11 protein-coding genes are annotated in these 12,543 nt (G+C 71.9%); 2 read left to right on the forward strand and 9 right to left on the reverse strand.

Translation table 11 applies throughout. The annotated features are described in order from the left end of the window. Positions 1 to 24: 24 nt before the first annotated feature. The 3 genes from ABIQ69_RS00630 to ABIQ69_RS00640 form a co-directional block, all read right to left on the reverse strand. Positions 25 to 1,398, reverse strand: coding sequence for an MFS transporter (locus tag ABIQ69_RS00630; RefSeq protein WP_350348464.1), 1,374 nt, complete (start codon positions 1,396 to 1,398; stop codon positions 25 to 27). A 100-nt stretch (positions 1,399 to 1,498) separates the two neighbouring features. Further along, positions 1,499 to 2,320 carry an endonuclease/exonuclease/phosphatase family protein gene (locus ABIQ69_RS00635; protein WP_350348465.1) on the reverse strand — a complete coding sequence of 274 codons (822 nt, stop codon included), beginning with the start codon at positions 2,318 to 2,320 and terminating at the stop codon, positions 1,499 to 1,501. A 63-nt stretch (positions 2,321 to 2,383) separates the two neighbouring features. Further along, positions 2,384 to 3,358, reverse strand: coding sequence for an RIO1 family regulatory kinase/ATPase (locus tag ABIQ69_RS00640; RefSeq protein ID WP_350348466.1), 975 nt, complete (start codon positions 3,356 to 3,358; stop codon positions 2,384 to 2,386). A 382-nt stretch (positions 3,359 to 3,740) separates the two neighbouring features. On the opposite strand from ABIQ69_RS00640, the gene ABIQ69_RS00645 reads away from it, so the two are divergent. Beyond that, on the forward strand, positions 3,741 to 4,325 hold the full coding sequence (locus tag ABIQ69_RS00645) for a TOPRIM nucleotidyl transferase/hydrolase domain-containing protein (RefSeq protein ID WP_350348467.1): 585 nt from the start codon (positions 3,741 to 3,743) through the stop codon (positions 4,323 to 4,325). A gap of 33 nt (positions 4,326 to 4,358) precedes the next feature. Here the strand turns inward: ABIQ69_RS00645 and ABIQ69_RS00650 are convergent, their stop codons facing one another. From ABIQ69_RS00650 to ABIQ69_RS00675, 6 genes are all read right to left on the reverse strand, one after another. Further along, the gene (locus tag ABIQ69_RS00650) at positions 4,359 to 5,714 is read right to left on the reverse strand and encodes a hypothetical protein (RefSeq protein WP_350348468.1); all 1,356 of its coding nucleotides are present in this window, start codon (positions 5,712 to 5,714) and stop codon (positions 4,359 to 4,361) included. A 100-nt stretch (positions 5,715 to 5,814) separates the two neighbouring features. Continuing rightward, positions 5,815 to 6,570 carry a TIGR03943 family protein gene (locus ABIQ69_RS00655; RefSeq protein ID WP_350348469.1) on the reverse strand — a complete coding sequence of 252 codons (756 nt, stop codon included), beginning with the start codon at positions 6,568 to 6,570 and terminating at the stop codon, positions 5,815 to 5,817. Between the two features lie 43 nt (positions 6,571 to 6,613). Further along, entirely contained in the window at positions 6,614 to 7,639 is a 1,026-nt protein-coding gene (locus tag ABIQ69_RS00660) for a permease (RefSeq protein ID WP_350348470.1), read from the reverse strand. A 77-nt stretch (positions 7,640 to 7,716) separates the two neighbouring features. Continuing rightward, the gene (locus tag ABIQ69_RS00665) at positions 7,717 to 8,274 is read right to left on the reverse strand and encodes a hypothetical protein (protein WP_350348471.1); all 558 of its coding nucleotides are present in this window, start codon (positions 8,272 to 8,274) and stop codon (positions 7,717 to 7,719) included. 54 nt (positions 8,275 to 8,328) lie between these two features. After that, positions 8,329 to 9,588 carry a 23S rRNA (adenine(2503)-C(2))-methyltransferase RlmN gene (gene rlmN, locus ABIQ69_RS00670; RefSeq protein WP_350348472.1) on the reverse strand — a complete coding sequence of 420 codons (1,260 nt, stop codon included), beginning with the start codon at positions 9,586 to 9,588 and terminating at the stop codon, positions 8,329 to 8,331. Between the two features lie 80 nt (positions 9,589 to 9,668). Next, the gene (locus ABIQ69_RS00675) at positions 9,669 to 10,427 is read right to left on the reverse strand and encodes a sulfite exporter TauE/SafE family protein (RefSeq protein WP_350348473.1); all 759 of its coding nucleotides are present in this window, start codon (positions 10,425 to 10,427) and stop codon (positions 9,669 to 9,671) included. Between the two features lie 247 nt (positions 10,428 to 10,674). Here ABIQ69_RS00675 and dnaK point away from each other — a divergent pair, with 247 nt between their 5' ends. Further along, positions 10,675 to 12,543, forward strand: coding sequence for a molecular chaperone DnaK (dnaK, locus tag ABIQ69_RS00680; RefSeq protein WP_350348474.1), 1,869 nt, complete (start codon positions 10,675 to 10,677; stop codon positions 12,541 to 12,543).

Genomic DNA, 12,543 nt, shown 5'->3' on the forward strand with positions numbered 1-12,543 from the left:
TGTCGCGGCGGTTGCGGCGGCGTGTCAGGCCGAGGTCTGCGGCCTCGCCGGCTCGGGCGCCCGCACGAACACCATCATCACGAGGCCCGCCGCGATGACGACCACGATGCCGAGGATGCCCCAGTACGTCGCCCCGAACACGGCGATGAGCGACGACCACAGCAGCGGCGAGAGGAAGCTGGCGGCACGCCCCGTGGTGGCGTAGAGGCCGAACACCTCGCTCTCCCGGCCGGCCGGCGTGACCCGGGCGAGGAAGGAGCGCGACGCCGCCTGCGCCGGGCCGACGAAGAGGCACAGGATGAGGCCGAACACCCAGAACACGAGCGTGCCGGCGTCGTGCAGGAAGAACACCGCGAGTCCCGCCACGACGAGGCCCGCGAGCGCGAACAGGATGACCGCGCGCGGACCGAACCGGTCGTCGAACCAGCCCGCGAGGATGGTGGAGACGCCGGCGACGAGGTTCGCGGCGATGCCGAAGATCATCACCTCGTTCGAGGTGAAGTGGAACGCGACCGCCGCGATCACCGCGCCGAATGCGAAGACGCCCGCGAGCCCGTCGCGATACACGGCGCTCGCGAGCAGGAACCAGAACGTCGGCCGCGACTCTCGCCAGAGCGCGACGATGTCCTTCACGAGCACGACGTAGCTGCGGAAGAACGAGACCTGCTCGCGGCGGGGTGCCGCCGGCGCCTCGGGCACGTAGACCAGCACCGGCCACGCGAACAGGAGGCCCCACACCGCGCAGCCGACCGCGATGACCCGGAACGCCAGGCCGTTCTCGGTCGGCATGCCCCACCAGTCGAACGAGGTCGCCACCACGACGAGCACGAGCGCGACGATGCCGCCGATGTAGCCGAGGCCCCAGCCGAGCCCCGACACCTTGCCGACGGTCTTCGGCGTCGACACCTGCACGAGCATGGCGTTGTAGTTGACGCCCGCGATCTCGCTGAAGACGGTGCCCGCGGCGATGAGCGCGACGCCCAGCACGAAGTACGACGGCTCGCCCTGCACGAGGAAGAGGGCGAACATCGTGAGGATGAGCGCGGCCGTGGAGCCGCCGAGCCAGAGCTTGCGCCGACCCGAGATGTCGGCCCGCTGACCGAGCACCGGCGCCAGCACCGCGATGAGCACGCCCGCGATCGTGATCGCCCAGCCGAGGCCGCTCGCGAGGTCGGCGAGCGCCGCCTCCTTCACGGGGTCGTCGTCGGCGAGGGCCGCGACGGACGGGTCGAGGAACGTGTCGCTCGTGAGGTAGAGCGCCGTGAAGACGAACGTGAGGATGACCGAGTTGAACGGCTGCGTCGCCCAGTCCCACAGCGCCCACGACCACACCTGCTTCCGCGGGATCTCGCGGTCGGCCTGCTGCTGGAGGCCCGTGGAGGGGGCGATGTCGGTCATGTCGGCAGTCTCATTCGGTCGGGTGAACGACGGGTGACGGATGCCGCGGACGGCCGCCGATCGTCGGTGATCTGCGCCGACCTTACCCCCTCGCGGGGCGTCAGGGCATGGTCGCCGTCGCGGGATCCGAGACGTGGAGGCTGATGTCGGCCACGACCGGGAAGTGATCGGACGGGAAGACGTCGTCCACTGGATCTTCCACCGTGAACGCGGCGGCGACGTCGACGGATGCCCCGCGCCCGATGAGCACGTGATCGATGCGGCGATCGATCTCCTTCACCGCCTCGAGCGGGGCGAACGGCACCGCAGAACTGAGCGTCACGGCCTCCGGGTCGCCGCCTCCGAGCTCCCACGTGTCGTCGGCGACCTCGGCGAGCGGGGCGAACTCCGGCTGCGAGGCGTCGCAGTTCAGGTCGGCGAGCAGGAACCGCGGGACGGCGGGATCACCTGACGCGAGCAGCTCGGCGAGCCGAGCCGTCTGGGCGAGGTGGTCGTCGGCGTAGGCCGGTTCCCACTCGGTCGCGGCGACGAGCACGTCGAACGGGGCATCCGGGCGCTCGATTCTCGCCTCGAGCGCCACCGGCGCGACCTGGCGGTGGCTGACCGGCAGCACATGCTCGCGCACCTCGGCGATCGGCCACCGGCTCACGAGGCCCACGCCCATCCGCGCGCCGGCCTGGTCGGGATGCTCCGGTGGATCGGGCACGGGCGGGAGCGACGGCGCCGCGAAGGCGTGGTGGAATGCGGTGCCGAGGTGCTCTGCGATGCGGGCGGCCTGCGTCAGGCCTTCGGCGTCGTACCAGCTCTCCTGCAGCCCGACGACGTCGGGAGCGAGGTCGTCGAGCAGTCTCAGCAGGGCACGCTCGCGCGCACGCCAGTCGGGTTCGAAGCGCCACAGCACGTTCCAGGTGACCAGTCGCATGGTCGAGCACGGTACGCCCGCGGGCGGCGCCGCGCACGGGGTTGCGCGGCGCCGCCCGGGCGCTCACCAGGTGCGGATCTCGCCGATCAGCTCGCCGAACAGCTCCTCGGCGTCGCACTCCAGCCGCTGCCGGGTGAACCAGGTGCAGATGTTCACGCAGTCGCGGTGCAGCAGGTCGAAGCCGCTCGGATTGGCGATGAGGTCGACGACCTGCGGCAGGTCGATCGCGACGACCCGGCCGCCCTGCACGAGCAGGTTGTACGGCGACAGGTCGCCGTGCGTCAGCCCGGATCGCGCGAGGATGCGCATGAACTCCACGATCTGCTGGAACAGGTCGCGGAGCTCCGAGGCATCCGCCCGCACCTGCGCGAGGCGCGGCGCGGCGACCCGGCCCTCGCCGATGAACTCCATCAGGACCTCGGTCTCGTGCACCTGCACCGGATACGGCACGGATGCCCCGAGCTGCCAGAGCCGCGACAACGCCTCGAACTCCGAGCTCGCCCACTGCACGCGCGCGACGGCGCGGCCGAACGTGCTCGACTTCGCGACGGCGCGGGCGTCGCGGCTGCGGCGGGTGCCGCGGCCCTCGGTGTAGATGGCCGAGCGGTGGAAATCGCTGTGCTCGCTGCCGCGGTACCGCTTCGCGGCGAGCAGCGTGCGCTGCCCGACCGCACGCGGACCGTCGAGTGGCGAACCCGGCACGGCCCGTTCGATGAGGTGCAGGTCGGCCTCCTTGCCGGTCTTCACGACGCCGAGCTCGGTGTCGATCGCCGCGGCGGAGGTGACGACCCAGTCGGGGCGGGGCTCGGGGCCCCGCTCGGTCGGGATCGTCGCTGGCCAGGTCGACCAGCGCTGGCCCTCCTCGGGCTCGGCATCCTGGAAGACGAGGTGGGCGGTCGCGCCGAACGGCGGGGACGCGGTGTCGAAGGAGTGCGCGTCAAAGGACGCGGAATCGAACGACGGGGTGTCGCGCGACGCGGTGCGGTCGAACGACGTGTGGTGGAACGAAGACGTCTCGGAAGACGAGAGGAATGACACGGTGTGTGCTCCAAGGTTCTGGAGGCCACCGGGTGCCGGCTCGACGAGCTACAGGCTGATGGGGGCCTCACGAGGAAGAAGGTCTGCTGAGCGCGCGACCATGACGGTGTTCATCAGCTGCTCCTTCCGATGCGTGAGGCGGATGCCGCGACTGCGGCGTGCTCGCACGAGAGTACGCCTCCCGGCCATCCCTGTAAACCCCCGATCCCGCGGTCATGCCCGGCCGGCCAGGCCGAGTCGGGCGCCGGCGGGCGTCGGTCTGGGAGCGGCATCCGTGATGTGGGCGCTATTCGCCGGTGCGACGGCGGCGTGACCGGCGGATTCCGCCGTCATGCCCGGCCGGGCAGGCCGAGTCGGGCGGGCCCGGGGCTAGCATGCAGGCATGGGCGCGGTGGGGATCGCATGCCGGACGGTCGTCCTCGTCGAGGGCGCGAGCGACCGGCTGGCGCTCGCCGCGGTCGCCGCGAGGCTCGGCGCCGATCTGCCGGCCGCGGGCGTCGACGTGCGCTCGATGGACGGCATCACGAACCTCCGCCAGCACCTCGCCGTCCTGCAGGCCGGTGCGGCCGGTGAACTGCCCGTCCTCGGGCTCTACGACGCGAACGAGGTCGGATATGTGGCGCACACCGTCGGCGTCGGCGCGAGCGGTGCGTTCGCCGAACTCGAAGCCCTCGGCTTCTACGCCTGCGTCCGCGACCTCGAGGACGAGGTGATCCGCGCCGCCGGACCCGACCTCGTCGAGCAGGCTCTGCACGCGGCGGGCGACCTGTCGCGCTTCCGCGTGTTCCAGGGTCAGCCGGCGCAGCGCGCCCGTCCGATCGAGGCGCAGCTGCACCGGTTCGCGGGCACCGCGTCGGGGCGCAAGGCCCGGTTCGCAGTGGACATCATCGACCTGCTGCCGGACGACCGGATGCCGCGTCCGCTCGTCGCCCTCGTCGAGACGGCCATGCGCACATCGGCGCGGTGAGCGGCGCAACGCCGGCCCGCCCGGGTTCGGAGCTCAGCCGCACCAATCCGATCCGCCGCCCGACTGGGTGCGCACGATCGCGCCGTCGGCGAGGTCGACGACCGTGGTGAGCCGGTCGCGCATCGCGGGCGCGTTCGGGTAGCCGTCGGACTCGGCGTCGACGTCGGCCGTCTCGACGGCGGCGTACCGGCCGTTCGGGGAGACGCAGTACCCGAGCAGGCGGCTGCGCGCCCCGGTGGCGTACCGCACCGCGGTGCCCTCGGGCCCCGCGACCGCGAGCAGCGACTGCGCCTGCACCGTGCCGTCGTCCGCGGTGGTCGTGAGCAGCACGGCGAGCGCGTGCGTGCCCTCGAGGTCGAGCTGCTCGACCCTGCCTGGGTAGGCGTTGTCGGGCAGCTCGGCCGCGGGCAGCACGTTCTCGCGGGCGTCGCCGGTCTCGAGGTCGATGACGAGGCCGCGATCCGGGTCGGCGACGACGAGGTCGGTCGTGCCGGGCACGAAGCCGCGGAGCTCGCTGTGGACGCCGAGCGGGGCGGGCGGGGTGAGGCCGAGCGCGTCGACGAGGAACAGGGCGCCGTCGAAGTCCTGCACGACGAGCGAGGTCGTGCCGGGCACGAACCGCCAGTCCATGACGCGCATCGGGGCGCCGCCGAGGCCGAGCACGGGTGCCGGCGCGGCCGTCTGGCCCGAGACGTCGAGGGTGAAGAGGGCGTTGCGGTAGGCGGGCTCGACGCCGCCCGGCCGCGGGGCGCCGTCGAGCACGAACGCGACGATCGGGTTGGTGGTCGACCCGGCGATGGAGCGGATGTGCCCCGGCTCCGGCAGCCGCAGGGTCTGGGTCTCCTGGCCGACACCCGCCACGCGGAGCGTGTGCAGCTCGTCGTCCTCGATCGCGACGGCGACCACCACGTCGGCGGCCTCGGCGAACGAGAGCAGACGCGGGGCTTCGAGGACGACCTCGGGGTCGCCGCCGGAGAGCGAGCCGCGGACGACGGCGTCGGGCCGGCCCGTGTCGCTTCGCCGGACGAGGGTGTGCAGCGAGCTCTCGGCGGTCGTGAAGCGATGCTCGATCGTCGCGGGCGTGGGCTGCGTCTCGCCGACGACGCCCTCGACGGTCACGGCGACCTCGGTGTCGTACGGCAGCGGACGGGCGAACTCGACGATGAGGCGGTCGCCCTCGACGGTCAGCTCCGCCGGCTCGTCGGGCTCGACCCGGAGCGATCCGTCGACGCGGGCGATCGGCTGGTTCAGCTCCAGCACCACCCGGGACCCCGCGAGCTGCGTCACACGCTCGGCATCGACGGCGGCCGTCTGCAGGCGCGGCCCCTGCAGCGCGCCGGCCACGCCGAGCGACGCGGTGGCGGCCGCGAGCACCGCGATCGTCGCCACGACGCGATGGCGGAAGGGGCGCGCGGCCCGCTCGGCCGGCGAGGAGACTGGCCGCGAGGACGGCTCGGGCTCGCGAGGCATCCGCTCGCGGGGCACCCGATCAGAAGACATACGGCTGCTCCGGCTGCTCGGTGGGCTCGACGGACTCCGGGACGAGGGCGAGCCCGTCGCCGTCGGGGTGGGCCGCGAAGCCGCCCGAGGCCTGCACCCAGTCGTCGACGGCGAACCGGTCGCGCCATCCTGGCAGATGCACCGGGACGCCCACCGGCTGGGCGTCGACCGCGCAGCAGGTGATCGTGAACCGCGCGAGGAAGAACACGTCGTCGGGGTCGCCCGGGGCGGGCGTCACGAACCCCGTCAGCTCGACCGGCTGGTCGCCGAAGGCGGCGGGGTCGGGGGTCTGCCGGATGAGCAGCGCCCAGTCCTTCACCGTGAACGTCGACGGGTCGGCGCCCGTGAGGTCGGGGGCGTCGCCGGCGAGGTCGGCGGTCGTGCGGTCGATGTCGCGCTCGACCGCGGTCTGGGCGGTGAGCGTCGCCGGCGGGAAGGCGAGCAGCGCGATCGCGGCGATCGCGATCACCGCGAGGCTGACGGATGCCCCGGCGACGGCCCGCCCCGTGCGGGAACGGCCGCGGCGACGGGACGGGGGCGGCGCGTGCCGGTGGTCCGCCGGCTCGTGGTCCGCTCGCTCGTGGTCCGCCGGATCGTCGTCGCCCGGTGCGAGCGGCACGAGTGCGAGTGCCGCGAGCGCGAGGATGCCGCCGACGACCGCCATCGCGACGGTGAAGCCGAAGTACCTCGGATGGATGTAGAGGGCCAGCTGGCCGGTCGCGGCGAGCCAGACGGTCGCGACCACGCCGACCAGGGTGAGGGCGACGCCCCTCCAGCGGGCGACGAGCCTAGGCCACAAGGTTCACCGCCAATCCGATCGCGGCGCTCGCGAGCGCGACGATCGCGGTGAGGAGCACGAGCGTGCGTGCGGTGAACGTGGTGCGCAGCAGCGCGAGCATCTTCACGTCGATCATCGGGCCGAAGACGAGGAAGGCGACGATCGCACCCGGCATGAACGTCGAGCCGAACGACAGCACGAAGAACGCATCGACGTTGGAGCAGATCGCGATGACGAACGCGAGCAGCATGAGCGCGAAGACCGACAGCACCGGGTTCTGCCCGAGCGTCACGAGCACGTCGCGCGACACGGCCACCTGGATGAGCCCCGCCACCGCCGAGCCGACGAAGAGCGCCGGCAGCATCGCGGACGTCTCGTCGGCGAACATGCGCGCCGCCCGGCGGGGCTTCGACCCGCCCGCGCCGTGGTCGTGGGCGCAGGCCGCCTGGAACGCGGGGGTCAGCAGGCTCATGGGCTCGGGGTGGCGGCTGAACACCCAGCCGACGAGGTTCGCGATGACGAAGCCGCCCGCGATGCGCGCCGCGAGGATGCCGTCCTCCCAGCCGAACGCCTGATACGTCGTGATGATCGTCACCGGGTTGAGGATCGGCGCGGCGAGGAGGAACGTCATCGACTCGCCGACGGTGAGTCCGCGCTGGATGAGCCCTCGGGCGAGCGGGACGTTGCCGCATTCGCAGACGGGCAGGAGGACGCCGAGGAGTGAGACGACCATGCGGCGGAGCACCGCGTTGCGGGGGAGCCGGCGGACGAGGAAGTCCTCGGGCAGCCAGAGCTGCACGGCGATGGAGAGCACGATGCCGAGGAAGACGAACGGCAGGCTCTCGATGACGACGCTCGCAGAGAGCGTGAGGAAGTCCTGCACCCGGTCGGAGAGCAGGTCGCCCAGCTCGGGCGGGGCGAGCAGCCGGGTCGCGACGAGGGCGAGCACCGCGGCGATGCCGATGCCGAGGCCGACCGCCGGGCGGACCGTGCGCCGGGGCGCGCGACCGGAGGTGAGGGCCTGGGGGAGGGTCATCCCCATCAAGGGTAGGCGACGCCGACGCGCACGCGAACGCGCCCTCCCGCGAGGTCGGGCGAGGTGCGGCGCGGGGTTCAGCCCGCTTCGGCCACCGAGCTCAGGAAGTCGGCGTAGCTGACGAAGACGGTGACCCCGTCGATGTGCACGATCGAGGGCGCGTAGTTCGCGTCGTAGTCCGCCGGCGCGGTGAGCGTGCCGGGCAGCGGGGCATCCGTCTGCTGCCATCCCTCGGCGACGAGCGCCGCCTGTCGCGCCTGCCAGGCGTCGTCCGGTTCCGGCAGCCGCGCGAACCACACCGCGATGTCGCTCTGCGGCTTCGTCCACGTGCAGGCGAGTGCGCCGTCGGCGACGAGGTCCTCCATGGCCGGCCCGAGGAGGAAGCCGGGCTCGCTCGCGAGGACCAGCCCGTCGGCGGCGAGCGCATCCGCGCCGGGCGCGGTGAGCACGGTCTCGCAGGTCGGTTCGCCGGCCGGCGCATCGGTGGGCTCCGCCGCCGGCGTCTCGGTCGGGCTCGAGCTCGGGTCTGCGGACGCGACCGGCGGCGCGGTCGTCGCGGGCGTCGAGGTGCACGCGGCGAGCAGTCCGATGGCGATCGCCGCCGTTAGCGCGGCGATCGGGCGGGTGCGCGACATGGCGCCACCCTAGGCGATCCGCGGCGCTCGCGGCTCAGGGCCAGCCCCGATGCGTCAGCCCGTCGTGGCGAGCTGCCCGCAGGCGCCGTCGATCTCCTTGCCGCGCGTGTCGCGGATCGTCGTCGGGATGCCGGCTGCCTCGAGCCGGCGCACGAACTCCTGCTGCACTTCGGGCTCGGAGGAGGTCCAGATCGAGCCCGGCGTCGGGTTCAGCGGGATGGGGTTCACGTGCACCCAGCCGCGGCCGCGGGCGTTGAGCTTCTCGGCGAGGAGGTCGGCGCGCCAGCCGTGGTCGTTCATGTCCTTGATGAGGGCGTACTCGATCGAGACGCGCCGGCCCGTCTTCTCGAAGTAGTCGCGGGCGGCGTCGAGCGCCTCGTCGACCTTCCACCGCGAGTTCACGGGGATCAGCTCGTCGCGGAGGCCGTCGTCGGGCGCGTGCAGGCTCAGCGCGAAGGTCACGGGGATGCCCTCGTTCGCGAGCTTGCCGATCGCGGGCACCAGCCCGACGGTCGAGACGGTGATGTTGCGGGCCGACATGCCGAGCCCGTTGGGTGCGGGGGCCACCATCGTGCGGACGGCCTGCATGATGCGGGCGTAGTTGGCGAGCGGCTCGCCCATGCCCATGAAGACGATGTTGGAGACGCGCTCCATCGAGTGGTCGTCGCGCTTCTTGCCGCCGAGGGCGCCCGAGGCGATGACCCGGTTGGCCTGCACGATCTGGTCGATGATCTCCGCCGCCGACATGTTGCGGGTGAGGCCCTGCTGACCCGTGGCGCAGAACGGGCAGTTCATGCCGCAGCCGGCCTGGCTCGACACGCAGAGCGTGATGCGCCCGGGATAGCGCATCAGTACCGATTCGACGAGCGCGCCGTCGTGCAGGCGCCAGAGGAACTTGATGGTGTCGCCGCGGTCGGTCTCGAGACGCTTGACCTCGGTGAGCAGCGGCGGGAGCATCCCTGCGACGAGCTCCTCGCGGCCCGCGGCGGGCAGGTCGGTCATGTCGGCGGGGTCGCTCGTCCACCGGGTGTAGTAGTGCCGCGCGACCTGCTTGACGCGGAACGCGGGCAGGCCGAGCTCCTCGGCCTTGGCCGCCCACTCCTCGGGCTTCAGATCGGCGAGGTGGGCCGGCGGCTTGCCGCGCTTCGGCGAGGCGAACTGGAGCAGCGGCCGCCCGTCGGCGCCCTTCTGCTGCTGCCAGCCCTCGGTCGCGGGGCGCACCTGGCGTGCGCCGGTGCGGCTTCCGGTGCGACGGATCGCCGCGGGCGCGACGGATGCCGCGGGCGCGGTGGTCTCGATGGCGTCGGAAGGCATGAGGTCAAGGGTACGCGGGCTGGTCGGGGAGAGGCTGGGTGCGGCTCCGGTTGCGACGAGTCGCGGGGCGGGGCATCCGATCAGGTGACGAGGAAGTACACCAGCGCGGCGAGCCCGACCGCGACGATCACGACGCGGTACGCCGTCTGCGGGATGTGCCGGCCGTAGCGGCCGCCGAGCCAGCCGCCGACGAACGAGCCGATCGCGATGGCGATGGCGGCGGGCCACGCCACCTCGGCCACCGAGACGAACACGATCGCCGCGGCGAGGTTCGCGACGGCGGCCATGGCGTTCTTGTAGGCGTTCGCGCGCACGAGGGTCCCGGCCATCGTCATCGACAGGAGGGCGAGCAGCAGCACGCCCTGCGCCGCGCCGAAGTAGCCGCCGTAGACCGCGGTGAGGCCGGCGACCGCCATGGTGGCCGCCGGGTGATCACGGTGGGATGCCTCGCCGTGCAGCCGCGCCGTCCAGCGGCGGATCATCGGGCCGAAGACGACGAGCAGCAGCGCGAGCACGATGAGCACCGGCACGATGACCTCGAACGCCTCGCCCGGCAGCTGCAGCAGCAGCAGCGCGCCGGCCACCCCGCCGGCGGCGGAGAAGCAGAGGATGACCCCGAGCCGGCGCCACTGGCCCGCGAACTCCCGGCGGTTCGCCCAGGTCGCGGCGAGCGAGGCGGGCAGCACGCCGACGTTGTTGGTGACGTTCGCGAGGACCGGCGGGTACCCGAAGGCGAGCAGGGCGGGGAAGGTCACGAGCGAGCCCGAGCCGACGACGGCGTTGATGGCGCCCGCGAGCACGCCGGCGACGCCGAGGACGGCGAATTCGAGGGGAGTCATCGCGTCGATTCAAGCAGGCGCCGAGTGGTCGCGCGGGAATACCAGACCGGCGCAGGAGGTTGAGCCGAGTACACTCAAGTTTCACCTCCGCGACTTGACAGGTTCACGAGCGGTTGCGACACTTGAGCCGTCGGGACTCAAGTCTTGGCGGTCACTGACTTCGGCTGCGGGCGAGGAACGCCGGGCCGACCGCCGAACGCGGGTGCGGGGCATCCGTTCGCCGCTCTCGGCAGAAGGAGATACACACATGTCACGTGCAGTTGGAATCGACCTCGGCACCACGAACTCGGTCGTCTCGGTCCTCGAGGGCGGCGAGCCCGTCGTCATCGCGAACGCGGAGGGCTTCCGCACGACACCCTCGGTCGTCGCATTCACCAAGGACGGCGAGGTGCTCGTCGGCGAGACCGCCAAGCGCCAGGCCGTCACGAACGTCGACCGCACCATCGCGTCGGTCAAGCGCCACATGGGCACCGACTGGAAGACGCCCGAGATCGACGGCAAGCGGTACACCCCGCAGGAGATCTCGGCGCGCATCCTGCAGAAGCTCAAGCGCGACGCCGAGCAGTACCTCGGCGACACCGTCACCGACGCGGTCATCACCGTGCCGGCGTACTTCAACGACGCCGAGCGCCAGGCCACCAAGGAGGCCGGCGAGATCGCGGGCCTGAACGTCCTGCGCATCATCAACGAGCCCACCGCGGCGGCCCTCGCCTACGGCCTCGACAAGGGCAAGGAGGACGAGCTCATCCTCGTCTTCGACCTCGGCGGCGGCACGTTCGACGTCTCCCTCCTCGAGGTGGGCAAGGACGACGACTTCTCGACCATCCAGGTGCGCGCCACCTCCGGCGACAACCGCCTCGGCGGCGACGACTGGGACCAGCGCATCGTCGAGTGGCTCATCAAGCGCTTCAAGGAGTCGACCGGCGTCGACGTCGCGAACGACAAGATCGCGCTGCAGCGCCTCAAGGAGGCCGCCGAGCAGGCCAAGAAGGAGCTCAGCTCCGGCATGTCCGCGAGCATCCAGCTGCCCTACCTCTCGCTCACCGAGAACGGCCCCGCGAACCTCGACGAGACGCTCACCCGCGCCCAGTTCGAGAACATGACGAGCGACCTGCTCGACCGCACCAAGAAGCCGTTCGAGGACGTCATCAAGGAGGCCGGCATCAAGGTCTCCGACATCGCCCACGTCGTGCTCGTCGGCGGCTCGACCCGCATGCCCGCGGTGTCCGAGCTCGTCAAGAAGGAGACCGGCAAGGAGCCCAACAAGGGCGTCAACCCCGATGAGGTCGTCGCCGTCGGCGCCGCCCTCCAGGCCGGCGTGCTGAAGGGTGAGCGCAAGGACGTCCTGCTCATCGACGTCACCCCCCTGAGCCTCGGCATCGAGACCAAGGGCGGCATCATGACCAAGCTCATCGAGCGCAACACCGCCATCCCCACCAAGCGGAGCGAGACCTTCACGACCGCCGACGACAACCAGCCGTCGGTCGCGATCCAGGTCTTCCAGGGCGAGCGCGAGTTCACCCGCGACAACAAGCCGCTCGGCACCTTCGAGCTGACCGGCATCGCCCCGGCCCCGCGCGGCATCCCGCAGATCGAGGTCACCTTCGACATCGACGCGAACGGCATCGTGCACGTGTCCGCGAAGGACAAGGGCACCGGCAAGGAGCAGTCGATGACCATCTCGGGCGGCTCGGCGCTGCCCAAGGAGGACGTCGAGCGCATGGTCCGCGAGGCCGAGGAGCACGCCGCGGAGGACAAGAAGCGCCGTGAGTCCGCCGAGACCCGCAACTCCGCCGAGCAGCTCGCCTACTCGGTCGAGAAGCTCATCAAGGACAACGACGACAAGCTGCCCGCCGACGTGAAGACCGAGGTGCAGGGCGACGTCGACGCGCTGAAGTCGGCCCTCGCGGGCGACGACGACGACGCCGTGAAGTCGGCGTTCGACAAGCTGTCGCAGTCGCAGGGCAAGCTCGGCGAGGCGATCTACGCCCAGGGCCAGCAGGCGCAGGCCAACCCCGGCGAAGACGCCTCGGCGACCGGCACCGAGGGCGGCGAGTCGTCCGATGAGGACGTGGTCGACGCCGAGGTCGTCGACGACGAGGACGAGAAGAAGTAA

The organism is Agromyces sp. G08B096, assembly GCF_040267705.1.
Taxonomy (GTDB): Bacteria; Actinomycetota; Actinomycetes; order Actinomycetales; family Microbacteriaceae; genus Agromyces.